Source organism: Yinghuangia soli, assembly GCF_021502675.1.
Classification (GTDB): domain Bacteria; phylum Actinomycetota; class Actinomycetes; order Streptomycetales; family Streptomycetaceae; genus Yinghuangia; species Yinghuangia soli.
This window is the reverse complement of record NZ_JAKFHA010000034.1, coordinates 1-26,330: the sequence shown is the minus strand read 5'-3', so window position 1 is coordinate 26,330 and position 26,330 is coordinate 1. Positions and strand designations below refer to the sequence as shown.

Annotated in this window: 18 protein-coding genes and 1 pseudogene; 8 read left to right on the top strand and 11 right to left on the bottom strand. The window is 70.9% G+C overall.

Annotation, left to right across the window (positions count from 1 at the left end):
• The first annotated feature begins 280 nt into the window (after nt 1–280).
• The 3 genes from LZ495_RS35270 (at nt 281) to LZ495_RS35260 (ending at nt 6,761) form a co-directional block, all read left to right on the top strand.
• Nucleotides 281–2,500 (top strand): ATP-binding protein, encoded by a 2,220-nt coding sequence (locus tag LZ495_RS35270; protein ID WP_235057225.1) that lies wholly within the window; start codon nt 281–283, stop codon nt 2,498–2,500.
• A gap of 11 nt (nt 2,501–2,511) precedes the next feature.
• On the top strand, nt 2,512–5,373 hold the full coding sequence (locus tag LZ495_RS35265; RefSeq protein ID WP_235057224.1) for a branched-chain amino acid ABC transporter permease/ATP-binding protein: 2,862 nt from the start codon (nt 2,512–2,514) through the stop codon (nt 5,371–5,373).
• Nucleotides 5,374–5,453: 80 nt separating this feature from the next.
• The gene (locus LZ495_RS35260) at nt 5,454–6,761 is read left to right on the top strand and encodes an ABC transporter substrate-binding protein (protein WP_235057223.1); all 1,308 of its coding nucleotides are present in this window, start codon (nt 5,454–5,456) and stop codon (nt 6,759–6,761) included.
• Nucleotides 6,762–6,828: 67 nt separating this feature from the next.
• Here LZ495_RS35260 and LZ495_RS35255 read toward each other — a convergent pair whose 3' ends face one another.
• Entirely contained in the window at nt 6,829–7,575 is a 747-nt protein-coding gene (locus LZ495_RS35255) for a FadR/GntR family transcriptional regulator (RefSeq protein WP_235057222.1), read from the bottom strand.
• A gap of 328 nt (nt 7,576–7,903) precedes the next feature.
• Between LZ495_RS35255 and LZ495_RS35250 the strand changes: the two genes are divergently transcribed.
• From LZ495_RS35250 to LZ495_RS35240, 3 genes and pseudogenes are all read left to right on the top strand, one after another.
• On the top strand, nt 7,904–9,406 hold the full coding sequence (locus LZ495_RS35250) for an MFS transporter (RefSeq protein ID WP_235057221.1): 1,503 nt from the start codon (nt 7,904–7,906) through the stop codon (nt 9,404–9,406).
• A gap of 77 nt (nt 9,407–9,483) precedes the next feature.
• Nucleotides 9,484–10,254, top strand: coding sequence for an SDR family NAD(P)-dependent oxidoreductase (locus LZ495_RS35245; protein WP_235057220.1), 771 nt, complete (start codon nt 9,484–9,486; stop codon nt 10,252–10,254).
• Nucleotides 10,255–10,321: 67 nt separating this feature from the next.
• A pseudogene (locus LZ495_RS35240) lies at nt 10,322–11,359 on the top strand (alpha/beta hydrolase fold domain-containing protein).
• 72 nt (nt 11,360–11,431) lie between these two features.
• Here the strand turns inward: LZ495_RS35240 and LZ495_RS35235 are convergent.
• The 7 genes from LZ495_RS35235 to rhaI form a co-directional block, all read right to left on the bottom strand.
• Nucleotides 11,432–13,012: a carboxylesterase/lipase family protein gene (locus tag LZ495_RS35235; RefSeq protein ID WP_235057219.1), complete on the bottom strand. Its 1,581-nt coding sequence runs from the start codon at nt 13,010–13,012 to the stop codon at nt 11,432–11,434.
• Between the two features lie 123 nt (nt 13,013–13,135).
• Nucleotides 13,136–13,786 (bottom strand): LutC/YkgG family protein, encoded by a 651-nt coding sequence (locus LZ495_RS35230; RefSeq protein ID WP_235057218.1) that lies wholly within the window; start codon nt 13,784–13,786, stop codon nt 13,136–13,138.
• Complete coding sequence (locus LZ495_RS35225) at nt 13,783–15,222, bottom strand: lactate utilization protein B (RefSeq protein ID WP_235057217.1); 1,440 nt, start codon at nt 15,220–15,222, stop codon at nt 13,783–13,785. The genes LZ495_RS35230 and LZ495_RS35225 overlap by 4 nt, the downstream gene beginning before the upstream one ends.
• Nucleotides 15,219–15,998 (bottom strand): (Fe-S)-binding protein, encoded by a 780-nt coding sequence (locus LZ495_RS35220; RefSeq protein WP_235057216.1) that lies wholly within the window; start codon nt 15,996–15,998, stop codon nt 15,219–15,221. Before LZ495_RS35220 ends, LZ495_RS35225 begins: the two co-directional genes overlap by 4 nt.
• Nucleotides 15,999–16,054: 56 nt before the next feature.
• Nucleotides 16,055–17,545: a rhamnulokinase gene (locus LZ495_RS35215; protein WP_235057215.1), complete on the bottom strand. Its 1,491-nt coding sequence runs from the start codon at nt 17,543–17,545 to the stop codon at nt 16,055–16,057.
• A gap of 72 nt (nt 17,546–17,617) precedes the next feature.
• A complete protein-coding gene (locus LZ495_RS35210) occupies nt 17,618–19,720 on the bottom strand; it encodes a bifunctional aldolase/short-chain dehydrogenase (RefSeq protein WP_235057214.1) in 2,103 nt (700 codons plus the stop codon).
• Between the two features lie 50 nt (nt 19,721–19,770).
• Nucleotides 19,771–20,937: an L-rhamnose isomerase gene (gene rhaI, locus LZ495_RS35205; RefSeq protein WP_235057213.1), complete on the bottom strand. Its 1,167-nt coding sequence runs from the start codon at nt 20,935–20,937 to the stop codon at nt 19,771–19,773.
• A gap of 212 nt (nt 20,938–21,149) precedes the next feature.
• On the opposite strand from rhaI, the gene LZ495_RS35200 reads away from it, so the two are divergent.
• Nucleotides 21,150–22,172: a LacI family DNA-binding transcriptional regulator gene (locus tag LZ495_RS35200; RefSeq protein WP_235057212.1), complete on the top strand. Its 1,023-nt coding sequence runs from the start codon at nt 21,150–21,152 to the stop codon at nt 22,170–22,172.
• Nucleotides 22,173–22,215: 43 nt separating this feature from the next.
• On the opposite strand, the gene LZ495_RS35195 is transcribed toward LZ495_RS35200, so the two are convergent.
• The 3 genes from LZ495_RS35195 to LZ495_RS35185 form a co-directional block, all read right to left on the bottom strand.
• Nucleotides 22,216–22,977, bottom strand: a complete 762-nt coding sequence (locus LZ495_RS35195; RefSeq protein WP_235057211.1) for an SDR family NAD(P)-dependent oxidoreductase — start codon at nt 22,975–22,977, stop codon at nt 22,216–22,218.
• An 18-nt stretch (nt 22,978–22,995) separates the two neighbouring features.
• Nucleotides 22,996–24,192 (bottom strand): CaiB/BaiF CoA transferase family protein, encoded by a 1,197-nt coding sequence (locus LZ495_RS35190; protein ID WP_235057210.1) that lies wholly within the window; start codon nt 24,190–24,192, stop codon nt 22,996–22,998.
• 79 nt (nt 24,193–24,271) lie between these two features.
• Nucleotides 24,272–25,495, bottom strand: coding sequence for a DegT/DnrJ/EryC1/StrS family aminotransferase (locus LZ495_RS35185; RefSeq protein ID WP_235057209.1), 1,224 nt, complete (start codon nt 25,493–25,495; stop codon nt 24,272–24,274).
• A 191-nt stretch (nt 25,496–25,686) separates the two neighbouring features.
• Here LZ495_RS35185 and LZ495_RS35180 point away from each other — a divergent pair.
• Nucleotides 25,687–26,330 (top strand): AMP-binding protein (locus tag LZ495_RS35180; protein ID WP_235057208.1); only part of this gene is annotated, 644 nt, incomplete at its 3' end.

Genomic DNA, 26,330 nt, shown 5'->3' with positions numbered 1-26,330 from the left:
GAAAGCGCAAGTTTGGGCACTAGCGCGCGCAAGCTGCGACGGCTACGCTCCCGGCACAGCCCCGACAGTTAACGCGCACGACACCTGAGCCGATCGAATGAATCGGTTCATTTCCCCGTGATCACCCGCGGTGCCGCCTTGCGCATCGCACTGCTCCGACTCGGGTTCGGCGCATCGGAGTCCCACCCGCCGCCCGCTGATGTCCCGTCAGCACGTCCTTCGCGGAGATCGCCATGCTGCACTGCACCCCCCGCCCACCGCGCCCGGAAGGGGCCCGAAGGTGAGCGCGCCGAGCGACGCGGTCGACGGCGCGGCGCCGTCCGCCGCCGGCCTGGCGGCCGGCCTGATCGACGCCGAGGCCGAACGCCGAAGGCAGCAAGCGGAGTCCTCCCGCGAGGTGCTCTTCGCCGACGAGCTCCTCCCCGGTGTCGGCGACGAGCAACTGTCGCTGCGCGCCGGGCTGGCCGCCGGAGGATCGGCCACCTTCCTCACCCTCACGACGCTGGCCGCGATGGACGAGTTGGAATCCGCGGCGCTGGGGATCCTCGCGCCCGACATCCGCGATGCGTTCGGCATGAGCGACGGCGCCATCGTCTTCATCTCGGCAGCATCCGGCGCCTTCCTTGTGCTCGGCGCGCTGCCGATGGGCTGGCTGGCCGACCGCTGCCGCCGCAGCCGGGTCATCGGCTGGGCGGGTATCGCGTTCTCGGCGATGGTCTTCGCCTGCGGACTGGCGGCCAATGCCTTCCTGTTCTTCCTCGCGAGGTTCGGCGTCGGGGTGGCCAAGTCCAGCACCCTGCCGGTGCACGGCTCGCTGAACGCGGACACCTATCCGATCGGCGTCCGCGGACGCCTGGCCACCATCAGTGCCGGCGCGGCGAGAACCGCAGGAGCGCTCAGTCCGCTCGCGGTCGGGGGCATCGCCACTCTGGCGGGTGGCGATGACGGCTGGCGCTGGCCGTTCCTGATCCTTGGCTTGCCTGCGCTGCTGGTCGCCGTATGGGCCTTCCGGCTTCCGGAACCGCCCCGCGGGCAGCACGAGATGAAGTCCGTCCTGGGCGAGGTCGTCGAGGACGTCAAGCCGATGCCCATCTCGATCGAGGCGGCCTTCGCCCGGCTGATGCGCATCCGCTCCATCAAGAGCTCGATCATCGCGTTCTCGGCGCTCGGCTTCAGCCTGTTCACCGGCGGAGTGCTCTCCAACCTGTGGGCCGAGGACCACTACGGGATGTCCACCTTCGAGCGCGGCGTGTGGGGCTCGGTCTCCGGAGCGTCCTTGCTGCTCGCGCTCCCGATCGTCGGCCCCTGGTACGACCGCCTCTACCGCCTCGATCCCTCGCGGGCGCTTGCCCTGCTGGGCTACCTGATCCTGCCCGGCGCGGTGCTGCTGCCGATCCAGTGGTCCATGCCGAACGGCATCGCTTTCATGATCGCGGGCATCCCGGCGGCCATCCTGTCCTCGGTCACCTTCGCCATGGTCGGCCCGGTGCTGTCCTCGGTGGTCCCCTACCGCCTGCGCGGCCTCGGCAGCGCCCTGTCGGCCATCTACATCTTCTTCATCGGCGCGACCGGCGGCGCCCTGCTCGCCGGGTTGATCAGCAACGCCTACGACGCCCGCGTCGCGGTCCTGGTGGTCGGCATACCGTCCACGCTGATCGGCGGCCTGCTCGTCGTGCGCAGCGCGGGCTTCATCAAGCACGACCTGTCCCTTGTCGTACAAGAACTGCGCGAGGAACTCGACGAGCGCGACCGGCAGTTGCAGGACCCGGAGAACATCCCCGTGCTCCAGGTCAACAACATCGACTTCTCCTACGGGCACGTGCAGACGCTGTTCGACGTCGGGTTCGAGGTCCGGCGCGGGGAGACGCTCGCGCTGCTCGGCACCAACGGCGCCGGCAAGTCCACGATCCTGAAGGTCGTCTGCGGACTCGGCACGCCTTCGCGCGGCGTCGTCCGACTGGGCGGCCGGACCATCACGTACGTGTCCCCGGAGCAGCGCGGCAGCTACGGCGTCCACCTCCTGCCCGGCGGCAAGGGCGTGTTCCCGGGGATGACGGTCCGCGAGAACCTGGAGATGGCGGCCTTCCGGGTCCGCAAGGACCCCGCCGACCGCGACCGGCGATTCGCGTACGTCCTCGACCTGTTCCCCGACCTCGCCGGACGGCAAGGCCAGCTCGCCGGCTCGATGTCCGGCGGCCAGCAGCAGATGCTCGCACTGGCCATGGTCCTGATGCACGACCCGGAAGTGCTGCTGATCGACGAACTGTCCCTGGGCCTGGCCCCGGTCGTCGTCCAGGACCTGCTGGCGATCATCGAACGCCTCAAGGCCGACGGCCTGACCATGGTCATCGTCGAGCAGTCGCTGAACATCGCCCTCGCGATCGCGGACCGCGCGGTGTTCCTCGAGAAGGGCCAGGTCCGCTTCGAAGGTCCGGCCCGCGAACTCGCCGAGCGCGACGACCTCGCCCGCGCGGTCTTCCTCGGCAAGGAAGGCGGCTGACGACGATGGATATGCCCACCACTCAATTGCTGTTCGACGGTGCGGTCACCGGCCTGGTGATCGGCCTGCTGGCGATGGGCATCGTGCTCGTGCACCGCTCGTCGCGCGTGATCAACTTCGCGGTCGCCAATATGGGCCTGGTCGGGTCCGTACTGTTCGCGTTGCTGGTCGTGCGCTACCACGTGCCCTACTGGGCCGCGCTCGTCGTCGCGCTCGCCGCCGGAACGGCCTTCGGTGCCATCGTGGACCTGGCCGTGGTGCGCCGCCTGTTCAACGCGCCCCGGGTGATCGTCCTGGTCGCCACGATCGGCGTCGCCCAGCTGGCACTCACCATCGTGGCCGCCTACCCGGACCTCGACGACCACACCACCGAGCAGTACCCGGTTCCGTGGACCGGCACCTGGTCGCCGCTCGACGATCTGGAGATCAACAGCGCCCAGCTGAGCATCCTCATCGCCGTCCCGGCGACGGCCCTGGCGCTCAGCTGGTTCCTCGGCCGCACGGTGCTCGGCAAGACCGTGAAGGCTTCCGCGGACAACCCGGAGCTCGCCCGGCTGCAGGGCATCAGCCCGAAGATCGTCTCCACCGCGGTGTGGGCGATCGCCGGTCTGGTGGCCACGCTGTGCCTGATCCTCATCTCGGCGCAGAACAAGTCGCTGACCCAGATCACCACGCTCGGGCCGACCACTCTCCTGCGCGCTCTTGCGGCCGCGGTCATCGCCCGGATGGTGTCTTTCCGCATCGCACTGGCGGCGGGCATCGGGCTGGGGCTGCTCCAGGCGTTCGTCCAGTTCAACTGGCTCGACCAGCCCGGCTTGAGCGACCTGGTCGTCCTGGTCGTCGTCCTGGTCGCCGTCTTCACGGTCAGCCGCGGCCGCGACACGGAGACGTCGTCGTTCTCCTTCGCTCCCAAGGTCAAGCCCGTCCCCGAGCGGCTGCGCCAGGTGTGGTGGGTCCGGCACATCGCACGGTCCGGGCTGCTGCTGCTCGGCGTCGTCGCGATCGTGCTGCCGCTGCTGGTCACCCAGCCGTCGCGGCACCTGCTCTACACGGTGATCCTGGCGTACGCGATCTGCGCAGCGTCGGTGACGATCCTCACCGGCTGGGCCGGCCAACTCTCGCTCGGCCAGATGGCGTTCGCCGGTCTCGGGGCACTGACCGCGGCCTCGCTCAACCGCGGCCTGCGCCTGGAAGTGGGCGACACGGTCTACGCGTTCCGCGGGCTCACCTTCCCGGCGGCGGTGCTGGTGGCGTCCTTGTTCACCGCGGCGCTGGCCGCGCTGGTCGGCGCGGGCGCACTGCGGGTCCGCGGACTGCTGCTCGCGGTCAGCACCTTCGCGTTCGCGGTCGCCTGCGAGCAGTACCTGTACCGGCGCGACGTGTTCCACGACGAGGGGACGAGCAGCGCCTCGTTCCCGCGCAGCACGGTCCTGGGCATCGACGTGTCCACACAGCGGGCGTACTACTACCTCGTCCTTGCTGTACTGGTCGTCGTGCTCATCGTGGTGGCCCGGCTGCGCCGGACCGGCGTGGGACGCACGACCATCGGGGTCCGGGACAACCCGGCCACCGCCGCCGCGTACACGGTGGCTGCGGCGCGGGTGAAGCTGCGCACCTTCGCCCTCGCCGGTGGAATCGCCGGTCTGGGCGGGGCGCTGCTGGCGGGAGCGGTCCAGTCGGTCCCGTACGCCGACAAGTACTTCCTCAGCCCGGACTCGCTGACCCTGGTCGCCATCGTGGTGATCGGCGGACTCGGGTCGGTGTCCGGGTCGGTGCTCGGCGCGCTCTGGGTGATCGGTTTGCCGGCCTTCATGCCGGACAACGAACTCGTGCCGCTGCTGACCTCGAGTCTGGGTCTGCTGATCCTGCTGCTGTACTTCCCCGGCGGACTCGTCCAGATCGGGTACAGCGCCCGGGACGCACTGCTCGGCTGGGCCGACAAACGGCTCGGGGCCGAACCCGCTCCGAAGACCGCAACCTCCGCACCCCGCGGGCTCACCCGGACCACTCGGCCGGCGCCGCCGGCCGACCAGCCGGTGCTGGCCACGACGGACGTACGGGTGCGATTCGGCGGCAAGACCGCCGTCGACGGCGTGTCCCTCGAGGTCCGCCCGAACGAGATCATCGGCCTGATCGGCACCAACGGCGCCGGCAAGTCGACGCTGATGAACGCCATCGGCGGCTTCGTCACCGCCACCGGGACCGTCGAACTGCTGGGCCGCGACATCAGCAAGGCCGCACCCGCCGCCCGCGCCCGGCTCGGCCTCGGCCGGACGTTCCAGGCCGCGACCCTGTTTCCTGAGCTCACCGTGCGGGAGACCGTGCAGATCGCCCTGGAGGCGCGCGGCCGGACCAGTCTGCTGTCCACCGCGCTGCACCTGCCGCACACGTTCACCCGTGAGCGCGCGAAGCGGGCGGACGCCGACGACCTGGTCGACTTCCTCGGCCTCGGCCGCTACGCGGACGCTTTCGTCGGCGACCTGTCCACCGGCACCCGGCGCATCGTCGAACTCGCCGGCCTGCTGGCCCTCGACGCGCGCGTGCTATGCCTGGACGAACCCACCGCCGGCGTCGCGCAGCGCGAGACCGAGGCGTTCGGCCCGCTCATCCAGGAGATCCGCCGCGAACTGGGCGCCTCGATGCTGGTCATCGAGCACGACATGCCGCTGATCATGGGCATCTCCGACCGCGTCTACTGCCTGGAAACCGGCCGCGTCATCGCCTCGGGGCAGCCAGACGACGTCCGCAACGACCCCAAGGTCATCGCCAGTTACCTCGGCACGGACGAACGCGCGATCGAGCGCAGCGGCAGCGCACCGGCCGACAGGTCCGACACAGCCCTTCCCTCCGCCGAGGCCACGGCAACCGCGTGACCGGCCGACGGCATCCTGCGCAGCCGTCTCCCGCCTTCCCTTCCCGCAGTTCCCCTTTCCCACAAGAAACGGATCAGCCCATGACACCGCACCGCGCCAGACGCCACGCCGTCGTGCTCCTGGCGGCCGCCACGGCACTCGTCGCCACCGGCTGCACGGCCGAGAAGAAGGACGATGCGAAGCCCGGTACCTCCGGCGCACCGGCCGCACCCCCCGCGCCCAAGGTCGCCCCCGGCGTCACCGCGGACACCATCAAGATCGGGATCACCTACCCGGACCTCGACTCGGTGAAGCAGTTCGTCAACATCGACCACGGCCCCTACGAGGCCTCCTACAACGCGCTGATCAAGAAGATCAACGACGCGGGCGGCATCAACGGCCGCAAGATCGTCCCGGTGTACGGCAAGATCAACCTGATCTCTCCGGCCGCCGCGCAGGAGACCTGCGTCAAGCTCACCCAGGACGAGAAGGTCTTCGCCGTCCTCGGCAACTTCAACGGCGACGAGCCGCTCTGCTACGTGCAGACGAACAAGACCGCGGCCATCGGCGGGCAGCTGACCGCGAAGCGCTACGGGCAGGCGCAGGCTCCGTGGTTCAGCGACACCCGCGGCGGGGACGAAGTCGCCGACGGGATAGCCCTGTTCAACAAGGACGGCAGCCTCACCGGGAAGAAGGTCGCGGTCCTGTCCAACGTGAACGAGCAGGGGGTCATGAAGGACACCGTGATCCCGGCGCTGCAGAAGCTGGGCATCACCCCGGTCGAGACCGCCGTTCTGGACGCCCCGGCCACCGACGCTGCGGCCATCGGGCAGCAGACCGGCGTGTTCATCCAGAAGTTCCAGGCGTCCGGCGCCGACACGGTCGTGGTGGTCGGCAGCATGGCCGCCTCGTTCCCGCAGGTCCTGGAGCAGACGAAGTACCGCCCCCGGCTGCTGTTCACCGACAACCTGCAGGTGCAGGCCTACGCCAACGACAAGGGCAAGCACGACTTCACGACCCTCGCGAACGCTGCCGCGCTGGGTCTGAACACCCAGTGGAGTGAGCCCGCCAACCAGGAATGCATGAAGGCGGTCGAGGCGGCGCTGCCCGAGTTCGCGGGCAAGATGACCGTCGACCCGGCAACTGTTCCGGCCGGCACGGCCACGCCTCAGATCGCCCCGAACGTGGCCTGCCGCAACCTGGCGCTTTTCAAGGCCCTCGCGGACAAGGCCGGCAAGGACCTGAATTACGAGACCTTCCAGAACGCCGGCTTCGCCCTGGGCTCCTTCCAGGACCCCAGCTTCGCCGACAAGGCCACCTACGCGCAGGCCACCCCGCACGGCGCGATCCCCGCGCGGCTCTACGCGTTCGACCCGGCGACCCAGAAGTTCGTGCTGTCCGCGTCCTGACCGACCGGCACCGCTCCACCGGCCCCCGGCTGCGCTTCGCGCGCAGTCGGGCGGCCTGCATGGCGGGTCAGTACGTCCACTGCACGGGACGTGTCATCAGCTCCGGGTACCGGTGCCGCCAGTAGCGTTCCGCTTCGGCCAGGTGGTCTCGCATGGCCTGCTCCGCGCGCTCGGGATCACCGGCCCGCAACGCTTCCACGATCGACGCATGCGCGGCGGCGATGGCGGACTGCTTGCGCGCGGAGTACTCCACACCGACCCGCACGCCGTCGGCGATGGTCTGGAGGGTGCTGACGAAGACGTCCAGCACCACGCTCTGGGCCGCCTCGGCGATCAGCGTGTGGAAGCGCTGGTTTTCGGCCACGAAGACGTCGTGGTCGCCGGGATGGTCCCGCAGCTGCTTGATGCTGTCCTCCAGCTCGGCGAGCTGGGGTTCGGTGATCCGCTCGGCCGCGCGGCGGGCGATCATCGGCTCGAGGGCGATGCGGGCATCGGTGACATCGGCGAACGAGGCGCCTTCGACCTGCAGGACCAGGCTCAGCGCCTCGCTCAGGCTGCCTTTGGGCGGCCGACGCACGATCGGCCCTCCGCCGGGACCGGTCTTGAGCATGATCAGCCCGCGGGTCTCCAGGAGTCGCAGGGCTTCTCGGACGGTGGGCCGGCCGGCGCCGTACCGCGCCATCATCTCCGCCTCGTTGGGGAGCCGGTCCCCCTCGCGCACCTGGCCGGAGAGGATCGGCTGGGCCAGGACGTGGGCGAGCCGCTGGGACGACTTCGGACCGCGCCAGGGCTGGTCGGGCACACCTGTGGTCATCGCTTCCGTTCCCCGCCTGGCCCCGGCACCGCGCAAGGCCGCTCATTTCTGTACAGGAATACCGTACTCGCACCGCCTCGAGCCATACCGGACAGGCGTTACCGCTTCGACGCGGAAGTTCATCTCCAAGAAACCTGGTGCTCTACGGTTTCTCGACCTAAGCTCGACTCAACTCCCGACGCAGCCCTGCAGAGCCACTCGCTCCGCACCTCTGCGACCCGGATATGAATCGTTTCAGGTCAGCGACTCGGCCCCGCGGAGCCATCTGCCCCGCAGGACCGGTTTCCCGCCCCGGCGGATGCACGTACTGTCCATGGAGGACGACCTTATGAGCACCATCGCACCGCCTTCGGGCCGGCTCGCCGAACCGCCCGGCCCTTCGCCGAGCGGGCGCACCGAGCGCTCCAAGGCGTACTACGTCCTCCTGATCATCGCCCTGGCCTGGCCGACCGTCGTGCTGTCGATGTCCGGCCTGCTGCTGGGCAACGCCCAGGTCCTCATCGCGCAGCACTTCCATACGACGCAGATCGCCTGGTTCACCCTGATCACCACCCTGGTGGCGACCATGAGCGTGCCTTTCCTGATCAAGGCGTCCGACATGTTCGGCAAGAAGCGCGTCATGGTCGCCGCCTCCGTCGTGGGCGTGGTCGGCGAGATCCTGTGTGCGCTCGCGCCGACCTGGGGCCTGATGCTCTCCGCACGCTTCCTGGTGGGCATCTACGCCGTGGTGACCGCACTGACGTACTCGATCGTGCGCGACGTCTTCCCGGCCAAGTGGGTCGGCACCGCGACGGGCGTCGTGGCCACCAGCACAGGCCTCACCGCGCTCGCCGGCCCCTGGCTGTCCGGCTGGCTCCAGGACAACCACGGCTTCCGCGGGGTCCTGTGGTTCCTGGCCGCGAACAGCGTGGTCGCACTCGTCCTGCTCCTGCTGGTGGTCCCGGAGAGCCCGCTGCGCGCTCCGCGCACCTCGTTCGACTGGCTCGGCGGCCTGCTGCTCGGCGGCAGCGCCACCGCACTGGTGTACGGCATCGGCCAGGGCGCCGACTGGGGCTGGGCCGATGCCCGCACCTTGGCCTACGTCATCGGCGGCGTGGCGGCATTCTTCCTGTTCCTCGCGGTCGAGCACCGCGTCGCGCACCCCCTGCTCGACGTGCACCTGCTGCGCGAACGCCGCCTGCTGCTGATCCTGGTCTCGGGCGGCATGGCCAGCGGCGTCCTGTTCTCCACCGGCACCATCAACCAGCTGCTGGCGCTGTACCCGAAAATCCCCGGCATGTCCGACGGGCTGGGCTACACCGCCACCGAGAACGCCGCGCTCGGCGTGCACTCCAGCATCCTGCTGCTGCTCTGCGGCGCCGGCGTAGGCCTGTTCGCCAACCGGTGGGGCGCCAAGTTCACCCTGGTCGCAGGGCTGGTGTCGGCCATCACGGGCGTCCTTCTGATGTTCGGCAACCACTACGAGAAGTGGCAGTTCGTCGCCTTCGGGCCGTTCTTCGCGGTCGGTATGGGCCTGGTCCTGGCATCGTCGTCGATCCTGATCGTGAGCGCGGTGCGGCCGGAGGACCAGGCCACCGCCAACGGCGTGGGCACCCTGCTGGGCGGCGTGCTCGGCGCCATCTCCACGCAGGTGATCTTCACGCTGCTCAACGACCGCGCGAACGTCGTCCAGGGCACGGCCTTGTACACGGACGACGGCTATCGCACGGCCTTCCTCGCCGCTGCCGCCATGCTCGCCGTCGCCCTCGTGATCGCGCTGATGATCCCGAAGCTCCGCACCCCGGCCGAAGCCGCCTCCGAGGCGCCGGCCGACGCCACCTCGCGGGGCTGAAAGAGCGGACGGAGCGCATCCGTCCGGAGCACTGCATTCCGTTGCGGCATACCCGCACACTCCCAGGAGCATTCGAAATGGAACGTTTCACCGGGAAGCGCGTCATCGTCACCGGAGGCGCATCCGGCATTGGCCAGGCCACCGTCATGCGCCTGCTCGCCGAGGGGGCACAGGTCGTCGCCCTCGACGTCGCGGAGGAAGGACTGAGGAGCACAACGGAACGCGCGGAGGCGGCCGGCACCGCCGGACGACTGGCCACCCGTGTCCTCGACGTCTCGGACGAAGCCGCGGTGGGCGCGGTCGTCACCGACTCCGTCCTGCACCTCGGCGGCCTCGACGTCCTGGTCAATGCCGCGGGGATCCTGCGCGGCGCGCACACCCACGAATGCGAACTCGCCGCGTGGAACCGGATCATCGCGGTCAACCTGACCGGCACGTTCCTCGTCACGCGTGCGGCGCTGCCCGCGCTGCTGAAGACCGGCACCGGCGTCGTCGTGAACTTCAGCTCGACGTCCGCGTCGTTCGCACACCCCTATATGGCGGCGTACTCGGCGAGCAAGGGCGGCATCCAGTCCTTCACCCACAGCATCGCGCTGGAGTACGCCAAGCAAGGCCTGCGCGCGGTGTGCGTGGCGCCGGGCAGCATCCAGAGCGGCATCACCGAGACGACGCTCGAACACCTGCCCCAGGACGTCGACTTCGACCTCTTCGCCAAACTGCAGCCCGCACTCGGGCAGGGCTTCGCACCGCCGGAGACCGTCGCGGGCGTGATCGCGATGCTCGCCTCCGAGGACGGCGCGTTCATCACCGGCACCGAGATCCGCGTGGACGGCGGCACCCACCAGTGAACGCGGTGCCCCGAGCGCGCCGTCCGCCCGGGGCACCGCCGCATCTCCCGGAAAGGAATCGGGTCCCATGCCGAGCAAGGCCTTCGCTCTCTTGGAGAGCATCATCGAAGCAGGCCGCGGCGCGCCGCCGCCCGCCGACCGGGCCGCCGAGCGCCGGCAGCAGGCGGAACTGGCCGCGCTTTACCGTCCCGTGCCGGGGGTTCGCGACGAGCCGGCCGGAGCGCTGCGGGACGGCTCGTACCTGATGACGCCGGACACGGCGCGGGACGACGTGGCGATCCTGTACATCCACGGCGGCGGATTCCGGTCGGGCACCGCAGGAATGGCCCGGTCCATCAGCGCCCATCTGGCGCTCGGCACCAGTGCCCGCGTCGTGCTCCCCGAGTACCGGCTCGCCCCCGAAGACCCCTACCCGGCAGGGCTGGACGACTGCCTCGCGGCGTTCGGACACGCCGCGACGCTCGCGCCCCGGGTGGTCGTCGCGGGCGAGTCGGCGGGCGCAAATCTGGCCCTCGGCGTCCTGCTGCGCCTGGCCGCGGACCGGGACCCGCGGGCCCTCGCGGGCGTCCTCTACTCCGGCGTCTTCGACCAGCGCGCCGACCGCTACCGGAAAGGAAGTTGGGTCGACCGCGCGGCCACCGACGCGGTACTCCGGGACATGGACGGGGCGATGAGCCGCGACTAGCTGTCCGGACACGCGGACCACGACCCACTGGTCTCCCCCGTGCTCGCCGACCTCCGCGGCCTGCCGCCGCTGTTCGTCCAGGCCTCCAGCGCGGAGCGGCTGCTCGACGACTCGCTCGACCTGGTCGCCGCCGCGGCTCGGGCCGGTGTCCACGTGGAGATGGAGGTCTGGCCCAGAATGAGCCACGCTTGGCAGATCGCCGCCGGCTTCATTCCCGAAGCCACCGAAGCCGCGGCCCGCACTGCCGCGTTCGTCGACCGCGTGGCCGAGGGCCGGATCGTCGACGGCGCCGCACTCCTCGGCGGCCCGACGAGCCTCGACGAACTGGGCGACACGCTTCGCGCCTCGGGCGAGGCGTTCGCGCGCGAACTGGAGGCGCACCAGGCGACTGCACACGTCGAGTTCGAGCCCGACAAGTAGGCGCAGCGCACAGTCGTAAGCAGCACCTGACGCAGGAGCCCCCGCCGAATCGGCGGGGGCTCCCTGGGCTTCTTAGCGAATGCCCCAGTGCGCGGCGACGTCCAGTGGCGGCTCATCGATGTCGAGGACGGTCCCGCCGATCTGCCGGGTACGGGCGGCTTGCGGTTCAGCAGGGCCGTGAGCCGGCCAACCGAGGTCCTTCGCGTGCACGAATCGCCGCCAAGCCCCGACGAGTTCGGCGCGGATCGCACGGTTCTCGGGGGTGTCGATGCCCAGCGCGGCAAGGCGCTCGGCCAGGTAGAGCGCTTCGGCGCCGTGAAATGCACCGGTGCCCGGGCCGAACGGTTCGGCCGTCAGCAGGTATGTGTTGGCGCGGCCGCCGGCAGCAGCCTGCGCACGGGCGAGTCGGGCAGAAGGTATCCGATACACGGCATCACTGAGGAACATCGTCCGGAGATCCCGTAGTTCGTCCACGCCGGCGGGATTCGAACCGACTGCGGCGGAGGCTGCGCAGCGGAGTCGGTGGCGGTAGGCCGCAAGCAAGGCCGGCGGATCGGCGATCCCGGCCACGGCCATCTCGGCGAGCAGGGCGTCCTCGTCGGCCGGGCGGTAGGCCGGACCGCCGAAGTCCGCCCAGATGCGGATCTCGTCGCGGTTCGCTCCGATGAGCAGCGGGACATCGGCGGCGGCACCGTCCCGGACAGCGTCAAGCGGACGCTCGGGCAGGATGGTGCCGTCGTGGACCACGCCCCAGATGCGCCCGCCCGGCAGGTTGCGGCGGCCGATGTCTGCATCGGTGACCGCCGACTGCGCTTGAAGGATCGCCTCGACCGGGGCGTCGAGAAGAGAGCCGAAATCCCGTACCCCGGCGGCGGCGAGGAAGGCCTTGGTCAAGGCCTCGGCCGTCTCCGGGGACTGGACGCGGGTGACGCTGCCGCTCTGCAGAATCGCCTTGTGGAACAGGCCTTTCGCGGTCGGCATGGCCAGCAGCGCCCCGATGGAGAACGCCCCGGCCGAAGCCCCGGCCACGGTGACGTTGCCGGGATCGCCACCGAAGCACGCCGCGTTCTCCCGCACCCACCGCAACGCGGCGACCTGGTCCTGGAGTCCGAGATTGGCACTCTCGGCCCACCCGTCGGCGTCCGGCCCCGCCGGGTATAGCCATCCCAGCGCGCCCACACGGTAGTTCGCGGCGACGACCACGGCACCGGTGAGCCGGGACAGTGCCGCGCCGTCGAAGCTCGGCGGGGACGCTGTGCCGGTCTCGAACCCGCCGCCGTAGATCCACACCAGTACCGGCAGCCGGACGCCGAGTTCCGGCGTCCACACGTTCAGGTAGAGGCAATCCTCCGAGAACGGCCCGCGAGCGGCTCCCAGTGCCTCGGCCACCGCGACCGCCTCAGGACCCATCGCCTCGACGTCGGGAGCGATCCCCGGACGCTGGGCAGGGCCCGCCGGAAATGTGGCGGCGTCAAGAACTCCCGCCCATGCTGCGGCCGGTTCCGGCGGCCGCAGCCGCCGAGTTCCGACCGGCGGAGCGGCGAACGGTATGCCGGCGAAGACCGCTCCGTCGCCGCCCGCGGAGGTTCCGCGGATCGCTCCGCCGGCGGTCTCCACGACCGGGTGGCGGGCGCTCTGGTGAGCGTCGGTCATGGCGTCGTTTCCTTCACGTCGGTGGGTTCGCAGCCGGCGCCGCGGTGCGCCCCTCGGCCTCGTGGACTCGGGTCGCGGAGAAGTCGCGACGTCGGCGAATCCGGCGCCGCAGCCGAGCCGTACTCACGCTCCTCCCGGCGGCACCAGCAGGACGACGTCGAGGGCCCGGGGCCCGTGTACCCCTTCGACTCGGTCGAGTTCGATGTCGCTCGTCGCGGACGGCCCGGAGATCCAGGTCTGCGGGCGGCGCGGGTCGAGGCGGCGCAGCGCCTGCGGTACGGAGGCCACGACCTGGTCGGGCGTCCGCACCACGCAGATGTGGTGGTCGGGTACGAGGGTCAGCATGCGGCGGCCCTGGCCGGGCCCGCCGTCGAGGACGATCGTGCCGGTCTCGGCGACGGCCACGGCGCAACCGGTCAGGACACTGCTCATCGCATCGAGTTCCGCGGCGGAGAGGTCGGTGCCGCGGACTGCGCGCAACCCGGCGGCCGTGGGCAGCCATCCGTCGGGGAGCCCTGGTGGCACCACGAGGGTGTGGGCGCCGCGGCTGCCGAGCAGGCGTGCGATCAGGTCCGGCAGGTCGGTCTCGGTCGCGTGGTGGACCCTGGCCCGGTAGTCCGCCAGATTGTGGGCCAGGAGTTCGACGAGTCCGGTGTCCGTGTGGCTGTCGCGGTAGTCGCGCGCTATCGGCTCGGCGGGTGCGGGCGTGGTGCGCTCGGTCCCGGCCAGGGCGGTCCGGATGCGGCCGAGGATCCTGGCGCGGGAGTCGGTCACTTGGTGCCTCCAGATGTGTCGCGGCGCTGCCACCAGGTCCGGAACGACTCCTTGGGGACGGCCGGGAGGTCGCGGGTGTCGGTCCAGGCCTTGCCCCAGCCGGGCAGCGGAAGCCGGCGCGGGTGCAGGGCGCGGGTGCCGGCGGCGGCGGCGCGTTGCAGGGCCGTGTAGCGCTTGGGGTCGCGCATGGCCCAGGCGGCGGCGCGCAGGGCGCTGCGCTCGATGACGTGGCCGCGCTGTGCGGTGACCTTCTCGCGCAGGTGGACGAGGACTTCGGGGATGTCGATGGCGACGGGGCATACGTCGTAGCAGGCGCCGCACAGCGTCGATGCGTACGGGAGCGAGGCGTCGACCGCGCTGCCGGTGCCGCGGAGTTGCGGGGTGAGGATGGCGCCGATCGGGCCCGGGTAGACCGAGCCGTACGCGTGGCCGCCCGCGCGTTCGTAGACCGGGCACACGTTGAGGCAGGCCGAGCAGCGGATGCAGCGCAGGGTCTGGCGTCCCACTTCGTCGGCCAGGATCGAGGTGCGGCCGTTGTCGAGCAGCACGAGATGGAAGGCCCGCGGACCGTCGCCGTCGGTCACACCGGTCCACGTCGAGGTGTAGGGGTTCATCCGTTCGGCGGTGGACGAGCGGGGCAGGAGCTGCAGGAAGACCTCCAGGTCGCGCCAGGTGGGCACGACCTTCTCGATGCCGACGACGGAGATCAGCGTCTCGGGCAGCGTGAGGCACATGCGGCCGTTGCCCTCGGATTCGACGACGACCAGGGTGCCGGTCTCGGCGACCAGGAAGTTCGCGCCGGACACGCCGACCTTGGCGCGCAGGAACTTCTCGCGCAGGTGCAGCCGTGCCGCCTCGGCCAGTTCGCGCGGGTCGTCGCTCATGCCGTCGGGGGCGGGGATGCCCCACTCCCCCATGGCGTCGCGGAAGATGTCGCGGATCTCGGTGCGGTTGCGGTGGATCGCCGGGACCAGGATGTGCGAGGGCCGGTCGTCGCCGAGTTGCACGATCAGTTCGGCGAGGTCGGTCTCGTACGCGGTGATCCCGGCCTCGGCCAGCGCTTCGTTGAGGCCGATCTCCTGGGTGGCCATCGACTTGACCTTGACCACTTCGGTCTCGCCGGTGGCGCGCACCAGGTCGGTGACGATGCGGTTCGCCTCTGCGGCATCCGCGGCCCAGTGCACGTGGCCGCCCGCTGCGACGACCGCTGCCTCGGCCTGTTCGAGGTACGTGTCGAGGTGCCGCAGCGTCCGGTCCTTGATGGCCGCTCCTGCGGCCCGCAGTTCGGCCCAGTCGTCGAGTTCGGCGACGGCGGCCGCGCGGCGGTCCCGGATGGTGTGGGTGGCGTGCCGCAGGTTGCGGCGCAGGGTGGGGTTGCGGGTGGCTTCGCGGGCCGCGTCCGGGAAGGACGGCATGCCGAGCGGTACGGCGCTCATCCGCGTGCCCCGTTCCGGACGCCGGCCCAGGTGAGTCCGCCGGGGTCGGCTTCGGTGGCGGCCAGGATCTCGGCGAGGTGCAGGGTGCGGACGGCGCCCTGGCGCCGGGTGAGCATGCCGCCGAGGTGCATCAGGCAGGAGTTGTCCGCGGCGCACAGCACCTCGGCGCCGGCGGCCTCCGCGTTGCGGATCTTGTCGGCGCCCATCGCGGCCGACACGTCGGGGTTCTTGACCGCGAAGGTGCCGCCGAAGCCGCAGCATTCCTCGGCTCCGGGCAGGTCGACCAGTTCGAGGCCGCGCACGTTGCGCAGCAGCGCGGTGGGCCGGTCGCCGAGCCGCATCAGGCGCAGCGAGTGGCAGGTCGGGTGGTAGGCGACGCGGTGCGGGAAGTACGCGCCGACATCGGTCACGCCGAGGACGTCGACCAGGAATTCGCTCAGTTCGTGAACCTTCGGGACGACGGCGGCGACGGCGTCCGCCAGTGCCGCGTCGCCGGAGCGTGCGGCGGCCCGGGGGTGGTTGTCCCGGATCATCGCGCCGCAGGACCCCGACGGCGTCACCACGGCGTCGTAGCCGGCGAACGTCTCGGCGAATCCGCGGACCATCGGCTCGACCTGGCGGCCGTATCCGGTATTCCAGTGCATCTGGCCGCAGCAGGTCTGGGCGAGCGGGAAGTCGACGTCGCAGCCGAGGCGTTCGAGCAGGGCGACGGTCGCCTGCCCGGTACGCGGATACAGCGTGTCGTTCACGCAGGTGAGGAACAGGCCCACACGCATGGGGTGGGGTCTCCTTGATGGTCGGGTCAAGACGGGCTGGGTCGTGCAGTCGGCAGTCAGCGAGGGCGGCGTGCGGCCATCTGCTCTGCGGCAGCGTCCCAGGCCTGCGCGCCGCGCGGCAGGTAGGTGTCCGGTTGCTGCGTGCGGCGGATCAGCGAACGCAGGTCGCCGAGGGTGCCGTCGACTGCTCCGTGGGCCCTGGCCTGGACCAGGATGTTGCCGAGCGCCGCGGCCTCGACGGGCCCCGCTACGACCGGCAGGCCGCAGGCGTCGGCGGTGGCCTGGCACAGCAGGGCGTTCTGCGCGCCGCCGCCCACGATGTGCACGGTGTCGACGCCGTGCCCGGACAGGCGCTGCGCCTCCAGGACCGCCTCGCGGTGGGCCAATGCCAGGCTGTCGAAGATGCACCGGGCGAACTCGGCAGGGCAGGCAGGTACGGGGTCGCCGGCCGCCCGGCAGGCGTCCGCGATGCGCCGGGGCATGTCGCCGGGGGCCAGGAAGCGCTGGTCTCCGGCGTCGACGAGCGACCTGAGCGGCGGCACGTCCGCGGCCGCGGCGAGCAGGCCGTGCAGGTCCTGCGGCCGCCCCTCGTGCGCCCACTGCCGCATGCACTCCTGGAGCAGCCAGTGGCCCATGATGTTGCGCAGGTAGCGGACCGTGCCGTCGACGCCGAGTTCGTTCGTGAAGTTGGCGGCGCGGCTGTCCTCGGTGCGTACGGGGGCGTCGAGTTCGAGGCCGGCCAGCGACCAGGTGCCGCTGGAGATGTAGGCGAACCGCGAGCCTTCGGCGGGCACTCCGGCGACGGCCGACGCGGTGTCGTGCGAGCCGACCGCGGTGACCGCGACCGGCCCGGCCAGGCAGGTCTCGGCGAGCACGTCGTCGCGCAGGTAGCCGGCGTGGTCGCCGGGCCGGCGCAGCGGCGGGAACATGGCGGTGTCGATGCCGAGGCGCTTGGCCACCCCGTCGGCCCACTCCCCCGTACCGGGGTCCAGGAGTTGGGTGGTGGAGGCGTTGGTCAGCTCGGTCCCGGCCTCGCCGGTGAGCCAGTACGCCAGCAGGTCCGGGATCAGGAGAGCTCGGCGCGCCGCGGCGAACTGCGGGGTGCCGCGGGCCGCCACGAGCTGGTGGACGGTGTTGAACGGGGCGTGCTGGATGCCGGTCGCGGCGTAGAGCTCGGCCGCGGGCACGGCCGCGTACACCTGTTCCGGGATGCCGTCGGTGCGCGAGTCCCGGTAGTGCACAGGGTTGCCGAGCAGGGCGCCGCGGGCGTCGAGGAGGCCGTAGTCGACGGCCCAGGAGTCGATGCCGACGCCCGATATGCGGCCGTCGGTGCGGCGGGCGGCTTCGCGGAGGCCGTGGAGGACCCCCGCGTACAGGCTCAGGATGTCCCAGTGCAGGACGCCGCCGACGCGGACCGGCGTGTTGGGGAAGCGGTGGACCTCGGTCAGGTCGACGGTGCCGGGCCCGACGCGGCCGACGATCACCCGCCCGCTGGACGCCCCGAGATCCACCGCGGCGAAGGCTGCGGGCTGATCGGGCATGGACATGACGGGCCTCGGCAATCGTCTCGGTTCAGGTCGTACAAGTCGTGCAGCCGTTGCCGCTTCCCCGGCGAACCCTCACACGCCGGGGAAGCGGCAACGGACGGCCGGCCGGCATTCCGGGGGGCCCAACCGCAGGAAGGCCGCGGCCACTCCCGCATCCACCGGGATGTGCAGCCCGGTGGTGTGGGAGAGATCGCCCCCGGTCAGGGCGAAGACCGCGTTGGCGACGTGCTCGGGCAGCACTTCGCGCTTGAGGAGGGTGCGCTGGGCGTAGAACTCGCCGAGCTTGTCCTCCTCGACGCCGTAGACCGCGGCGCGCTGCGCGCCCCAGCCGGCCGCGAAGATCCCGGAGCCGCGGACCACGCCGTCCGGGTTGACGCCGTTGACGCGGATGCCGTGCTCGCCGAGCTCGGCGGCCAGCAGCCTTACCTGATGGGCCTGGTCGGCCTTGGCGGCGCTGTACGCGATGTTGTTCGGCCCGGCGAAAACCGCGTTCTTGGACGCGATGTAGACGATGTCGCCGCCGAGGCGCTGGCCGGTCATCATCCGGGCGGCCTCGCGCGAGACGAGGAACGAGCCGCGGGCCATGATGGCGTGCTGCAGGTCCCAGTCGCGGGCGGTGGTCTCCAGGAGCGGCTTGGAGATGGAGATGCCGGCGTTGTTGACGACCAGGTCCACGCCGCCGAACGCGAGCGCGGCCTCGGCGAAGGCGGCCTTGATCTGCTCCTCGTCGGTCACGTCCACAGTCACCGCGACGGCCCGGTCCGGGCCGCCCAGTCCGGCGGCGACCGCGTCGGCGTTCTCGGCGTTCAGGTCGGCGATCACGACGCAGGCGCCTTCGGCCGCGAGTCGCGTCGCGATGGCCTTGCCGATGCCGGAACCGGCCCCGGTGACCAGCGCGACGCGGGTGGCGAGCGGCTTGGGCTTGGGCAGCCGAGCCAGCTTGGCCTCTTCCAGCGCCCAGTATTCGATGCGGAACTTCTCGCGCTCCTCGATGGGTGCGTAGGTCGAGACCGTTTCCGCGCCCCGCATCACGTTGATCGCGTTGACGTAGAACTCGCCTGCCACGCGGGCGGTCTGCTTGTCCTTGCCGTACGAGAACATCCCGATGCCGGGGACCAGCACGATCGCCGGATCGGCGCCGCGCATCGCGGGCGAGTCCGGGTCGGCATGCCGCGTGTAGTACGCGGCGTACTCCTCGCGATAGGCCGCGTGCAGCTCGCGCAGCCGCGCGATGACCTCTTCCAGGGGCGCTTCGGGCGCGGTGTCGAGGACGAGGGGCCGGACCTTCGTCCGCAGGAAGTGGTCGGGGCACGAGGTGCCCAGCGCGGCCAGGCGCGGGTGTTCGGCACGGGCCAGGAAGTCCAGCACCGCGTCGGTGTCGGTGAAGTGGCCGACCTGCGGCCGGTCGGTGGAGGCCAGGCCGCGCAGCAGGGGCGCGAGTTCGGCGGCGCGGGCGCGGCGGCGCTCGTCGGGGAGCGGGGCGTAGCGCGGCAGCAGCGCGCCGAACGGGTGCCGGGCCGCGTCGGACCGGTCCGCGATGAAGGCTTCGGCCGTGCGGATGATGTGCAGCGAATTGGCTTGGCACTCCTCCGAGGTGTCGCCCCACGCGGTGATGCCGTGGCCGCCCAGGATGCAGCCGATCGCCTGCGGGTTCGCCGCCTTGATCGCCGCGATGTCCAGCCCGAGCTGGAAACCCGGGCGCCGCCACGGCACCCACACCACGGTGTCGCCGAAGCACTCCGCGGTCAGCTTCTCGCCGTCCGCGGCACAGGCGAGCGCGATACCCGAGTCCGGGTGGAGGTGGTCGACGTGGGCGGCGTCGACCAGGCCGTGCATCGCGGTGTCGATCGACGGCGCGGCCCCGCCGGTGCCGTGCGCGCAGTAGGCGAACGCGGCGACCATCTCGTCCTCGCGCTCCACCCCCGGGTACACGTCGACGAGCGCGCGCAGCCGGTCCAGGCGCAGCACCGCCAAGCCGTCTTCGGTGAGCGTGCCCAGGTCGCCGCCCGAGCCCTTGACCCACATCAGCTCGACGGCGTGGCTGGTGACCGGGTCGAGGGCGGTGCCCTTGGCGGAGGTGTTGCCTCCGGCGTAGTTGGTGTTGCGGGGGTCGGCGCCCAGCGTCCGCGAGCGGTTCAGCAGTGCTTCCACCGCCGGATTCGTCGGTGGCGTCATGACGTGTCCTTGAGGTCGGTACGGATGGTCTGTCTGATCAGGCCGCGAGGTCAGGCGCCCCAGCCGGCCTGCGCGCCGCCGACCCGCTCGGCCTTGATGCGCTCGGCGTAGCCGGACGCGGCGTAGGCGGCCATCGGGTCGGGCGCCAGCCCCAGTTCGGCGCGCAGCTCGGCGAGCAGCGGCCGGACATCGGTGTTGTAGGCGTCCATCAGCACGGCGTTGGCGCCCAGGACGTCGCCGGCCTGCTGCGCCGCGGCCAGCGCCTCCGCGTCGACCAGCAGCGCCTTTGCGGTCGCCTCTTGGACGTTCATCACCGAGCGGATCTGGCCGGGGATCTTCGGCTCGATGTTGTGGCACTGGTCGAGCATGAACGCGACCTCGGTGCCTGCATCGAGCCCGCCGCCGCGGACGACCTCGTGCATGATGCGGAACAGCTGGAATGGGTCGGCGGCGCCGACCATCAGGTCGTCGTCCGCGTAGAACCGCGAGTTGAAGTCGAACGCGCCCAGCTTCCCCTCGCGCAGCAGGAACGCCACGATGAACTCGATGTTCGTGCCCGGCGCGTGATGCCCGGTGTCGACCACGACCTTCGCGCGGTCCCCCAGCTTGAGGCAGTGCGCGTACGCCGTCCCCCAGTCGGGCACATCGGTCGTGTAGAAGGCCGGCTCGAAGAACTTGTACTCCAGGATCAGCCGTTGGTCACCGGTCAGCCGCGCGTACACCTCCGCCAACGCCTCGGCCAAGCGGTCCTGCCTCGCCCGGATGTCGTCCTGGCCGGGATAGTTCGTGCCGTCCGAGAACCACAGCTTCAGATCGCGCGACCCCGTCGCGTCCATGATGTCGACGCATTCGAGCAGGTGGTCGGTCGCCTTGCGCCGCACCCGCGGGTCCGGGTTCGTCACCGACCCCAGCATGTAGTCGTCGTCCTGGAAGACGTTCGCGTTGACCGCCCCGATCACGACGCCTTGGTCCCGTGCGTGCTTGGCGAGCGCTGCGTAGTCGTCGACCTTGTCCCACGGGATGTGCAGCGACACGCTCGGCGCGACCCCGGTGAAGGCGTGCACCTGGGCCGCGTCGGCGAGCTTCTCGAACGGGTCCCGCGGCACCCCCTGCTGCGCGAACACCTTGAACCGCGTACCGGAGTTCCCGTACGCCCACGACGGCGTCTCGATCCGCTGCGTCCTCAGCGCGGCGCGCACCGCGGTCGTGGATGCCATGTCGACTCCAAGTTCTGGCGGCCACTCTGGACCGAGCGGCCTGAAACGTTTCAATTTCAGGTAAGCTATCCACGAAACCACCCGGTGTCAACGATTCGATCCCGGCAGCCTCGACACAGCACAAAGCCAGGCCGCGCGGCGATCGCCGGAAGGCACGCCTACGATGGGGCCATGCCAGGAACGGACATGAAACGATGACGGGGGCGGCGCGCGTGGCGGGCAAGGTGGGGATCAAGGAAGTCGCGCGGCAGGCCGGCGTCTCGGTCGGCACGGTCTCCAACGTCATCAACAACCCCGACCTGGTCTCCGACGAGACCCGCATCCGGGTCCGCGCGGCGATCGAACGCCTCGGGTACGTCCGCAGCGAGACCGCGCGCCAGCTCCGCGCCGGGCAGAGCCGCATCGTCGCCATGCTCGTCCTGGACCTCGCCAACCCGTTCTTCGCCGAGGTCGCCAAGGGCGCCGAACGCGCACTGCGCGACGTCGGCCTCGGCGTCATGGTCTGCAACAGCGCCGGCAGTCCGAGCGAGGAGGCCGACTACTTGGCGCTTTTCGCCGAACAGCGCGTGCGCGGGGTCCTGGTCACCCCGGCCGACGGCAGCGGACGCACCGTTGAGACGCTGCGCGCCCGAGGCATCCCGTTCGTCCTCGTCGACCGCAGCCTGCCCGAGGACCAAGGCTGCTCGGTCTCCGTCGACGACGTCCTCGGGGGTGACATGGCGGTGCGCCATCTCATCGCCGCCGGACACCGCCGCATCGCCTACGTCGGCGGCCCGATGCATCTGGCCCAGGTCCGCGACCGGTTCACCGGCGGCCGGAACGCCGTGCGCGAGGCCGGGCTGCCCGACGACGTCCTGACGCCCCTCGACTCGGACCGCCTCGACGTGGCCGCGGGCCGCGACGCCGGAGCGCGGCTGCTCGGCCTCGCCGACCGTCCGACGGCCGTCTTCTGCGCCAACGACCTTCTCGCCCTCGGCGTGCTCCAGGCACTGTTCGCGGCCGGCGTGCGCGTCCCCCACGACATCGCCCTGGTCGGCTACGACGACATCGAATTCGCCGCGGCGGCCGCCGTCCCCCTCACCTCGGTCCGCCAACCCGCCGCCCGCATCGGACGCACCGCCGCCGAGCTGCTCCTCGCCGAAACGGACGAAACCGGCCCGGACGCCCACGCCCACGCCCACCGACGCATCGTCCTGCAGCCCGAGCTCGTCGTCCGCGACTCCAGCCGCGCCTGACCGCCGATGGCCGGGGGTGATCGGCGACCAGGGCCGGGCGGCCTCACGACGTGTACGACCCGCCGTTCAGGTGCAGTGTCTGACCGGTGATCCAGGACGCTTCCCGCGAGGCCAAGTAGGCGCACATCGCGGCGGGGTCGGCCGGCACGCCGATACGGCCGACCGGGAGACGCGTGGCCATCTCGCGCACTGCCGCTCCCTCACGCCCGCTCGCGGCCGGGTCGATGAGGCCGAGCGCGATGGTGTTCGCGGTCACGCCGTCGGCTGCGGTCTCCATGGCCAAGTGCCGCATGAAGGCGATGGCACCGCCTTTGGCGGCGGCGTAGAGCGAGACGCCGATGGACTGGCCGACGACTCCCGATCCCGAAGCGATCGTGATTATGCGCCCGTACCCGCGCGCACTCATGCCGTCGATGACGGCCTTCACGCAGTTCATCACCCCGAAGAGGTTCACTTCGGTGAAACGACGCCAGTCTTCGGGGGCGGACTCGCGGAACGGCCGTGGCCGGAACGCCTCGCTGCCCGCATTGCCGACGTTGTTGATCAGGATGTCGACCGGCCCGACGGCCCGTTCGAAGTTCCGCACGGCGTCACGTACCGCGTCGTGGCCGGTGACGTCGAAAGGGACGGCGTGCGCGCGGTACCCGGCCTCGCGCAGGAGACGGGTTCGGGCTTCGGCACGCTCCGGGTCGATGTCGTTGACCGCGACCGCGGCACCCTGGGCGGCCAGGGCTTCGGCGATGCCCGCGCCGACCCCCTGCCCGGCTCCGGTGATCAGGGCGGTCCTGCCTGCGAGTTCGAACATGAGGTTCCCTGCTCCTGGCTAATGGTCCCTGCGGGCGGCAAGGGCGTCGAGGATTTCCTCGGTGTGTTCGCCGAAGAGCGGCGGGGGGCGGCGAATGGGCGGTCGAAGACTGTCGATGGTGAGCGGTGACGCAACCAGGCGGACCGGTCCTGACGGGTGTGCGACGTCCTGCACCAACCCCGTTGCCTCGACCTGCGCTTCGCGGAAGACGTCGTCCACGCGGTTGACGGGCGCGCACGGGACGCCCGCGTCGGCCAGCCTCACTTCCCAGTCGCGCGTGGGCGCGGTGCGCAGCACCGCGCCCAGCAGGCCGTTCAGTTCCTCGCGGCGGGCGAGCCGGGCGGCGTTGCTCGCGAAGGCGGGGTCGGCGGGGAGGTCCGGCAGGTCGAGCGCGGTGCACAGTGCGGCGAACTGGCGGTCGCTGGTCGCGCCGAGGACGAGTTCACCGTCGGCGGTGGGCAGCGGACCGTACGGTGCGACGTTCGGGTGCAGGTTGCCCAGCAGGCCGGGGACGAGGCCGCCGATGAGGTGGTTGGCGGACTGGTTGACGAGTGCCGCGACGCCGCATTCGAACAGCGGGACTTCGACATGCGCCGGGCGGCCGTCCGGGCTGCGGTGCTGTCCGAGGAGGGCGCCGAGGGCGCCGATCGCCGCGTACAGGCCGGTCATCACGTCGACGACCGGGAGGCCGACCTTGGTGGCGCCGGTCTCCGGGTGGCCGGTGACCGACATGATGCCGGAGCGGGCCTGGGCCATCGCGTCGTAGCCGGGCTGGTCGGCCAGCGGCCCGCCCGCGGCCGCGCCGCGTACCGACACCCATACCGCGTGCCGGTCGCCGGCGTCGCGGATCCGGTCGAGGCCGAGTGAAGTGAGCTGCCGCGGGAGGAAGTTCTCGATGACGACGTCGGCCGCCGCAGCGAGTGTGCGGACGACCTCGAGGTCTGTTTCAGTACGTAGGTCCAGCACCATGGCACGCCGGTTGCGGTTGATCGCGAGGTAGTACGCGGCGTCGTCACCGTGGAACGGCGGCCCCCAACGGCGGGTCTCGTCGCCCTGCGGCGCCTCGACCTTGATCACGTCCGCCCCGAGGTCGGCGAGGATCGTGGCGGCCAGCGGGCCGGCGAGGATGCGGGACAGGTCGAGTACCCGTACCCCGGCGAGCGGAAGAGCAGGATCACAGCCCTGCGGATCGTGCGGCCATGCGGGATCGGCCATGGATGCTCAGCCCTTTCGTTCGCGGCGGTCCCGGCGCCCGCCGCGGGGAGGCGGCGGGCGCCGGGAAGGAGGGGCGGCGTCAGGCCGTGCCGGACCGTTCGCCGATGAACGCGTCGATCCGGTCGCCGACGTGGGCGAGCATCTCGTCCGACAGGCCGTGGTTGCAGGAGATCAGCATCCCGAACTCCATGACATGGTCGGCACCCGGGAGGCCGCCTTCGGGCTGGCGGAACACGGCGTTCTTCATGAACGGCTGGCGGGCGGCGTTGCCGGTCCACACGACCCGCGTGTCGATGCCCTCTGCTTCGAGGTACTGCTGGAGTTCACTGCGGCCGAAGCCGGCGTCCGGCTTGATGAGGAAGCAGTACGACAGCCACGCGGTATTGAGTCCCTCGAGCTGGCGCGGCGGCGTGAAGGAGGACTCGTGCCGCGCGAGGACCTCGGTGTAGCGGTCGAAGTTGTGCTGCCGGCGTGCGTAGTTGCGGTCCAGTTTCTTGACCTGCTCGACGCCGAAGGCCGCGCAGAGTTCGGTGGGCAGGAAGTTCCAGCCGGCCTCGTCGAAGATGAACATGTTGTCGTAGCTGATGCCGTCCAGGTCGGTCCAGAAGTCGCGGGAGCCGGCCTTGGAGCCGAACAGCTGCGTCTCGGAGCGGCGGCCCCAGCCGCGCAGCGTCAGGCAGCGGTCGCGCAGGTCGTCGTCGTCCAGCATCACCATGCCGCCGGTGCCGGCCGCGGTGATGATGTGCGACAGCGAGAAGCTCGTGACGGAGATGTCGGAGCGGGTGCCCGTGGGCGTGCCGTGCAGCGTCGCGCCGACGGCATCGCACGAGTCCTCGATGACCTTGAGGCCGTGCCGGTCCGCGATCGCGCGGATGGCGTCCCAGTCGGGGGCGTTCCCGGCCAGGTTGGGGATGAGGACGGCGCCGGTCTTGTCGGTGACCATCTCCTCGATCTTCGTGACGTCGATCTGGAAGGTGTCCGGCTCGACGTCCACGAAGACCGGGACCAGACCGGCGCGCAGCAGGCAGGACAGGTCGGTCGAGAACGTGAGAGGCGACGTGATCACCTCGGTGCCCGGCTGCAAGTCGAGCAACTCGATCGCGAGAAAGAGCGCCGCGGACCCGGAACTCACCATGACGCCATGGCGCTTGCCGAAGAGATCCGCGACCCGGCGTTCCATCTCGGCCACGTTCGGGCCGATGCGCAGGCCGTTCTGCCCCTGGGTCAGGACGGCCATGACCGCGTCGATCTCGGCCTGGTCGTACACCGCGGTCGCGTAGACAACGCGCTTCTGCTCGGTCATCAAGATCCCTCGTACTCGGGGGCCGGCCCTGCGGGCGTCGGCGGATAGTCCAGCGGAGCTCTTTCATAGCTATCATGGCTATGATGGCGCAGCCAAGAGGTCAGGCCGGATTCGGCCGTGGTTTCGCGTAAGCATTACACATATACTCCCGGCGACATCGGCCAAGTGGTGCTCGCAACAGGAGACCCTGCGTGACGACAACGTCCCCACCCCCACATTCACATGCCCGGCGGCACGGGCTGGCCGATCTGCTGGCCCGTTCCGCCGTCCGGACTCCGGACAAGACCGCGGTGGTCTTCGGGGAGCTGCGGCAGAGCTTCGCGGAGTTGGACGCGCTGGTGACGCGGACCGCGGCGGGGTTCGCGGCGCGGGGGGTGGCCAAGGGCGACCGGATCGTGCTGCTGGCGCGGAACTCGCACGGGTTCGCGGTGGCGTACTTCGCGCTGGCCCGGATCGGGGCGGTGTCGGTGCCGGTCAACTTCATGCTCACCCCGCCCGAGGTGGCGTACGTCCTCACGCACTCCGGCGCGGTCGGGGTCGTGGCGGGCGCGGACCTGGTGGTGACCGCGGACGCCGCGCTCGCGGAGGCGGGGCTGGACGTGACGGCTCTGAAGGTCCGTGCGGTGATCGGCGAGACCGACGGCTGGGAGCCGTTCGCCGCGCTGGGCGCCTCGGACGCGGTGTGCCCGGAGGTGGACCTGGACGATGACGACCCGGTGCAGATCATGTACACCTCCGGGACCGAGTCGCGGCCCAAGGGCGCGGTGATGACCAGCCGCAACCTCCTCGCCCAGTACACCACCGCGATCGTCGACGGCGGGATGAGCGCGGACGA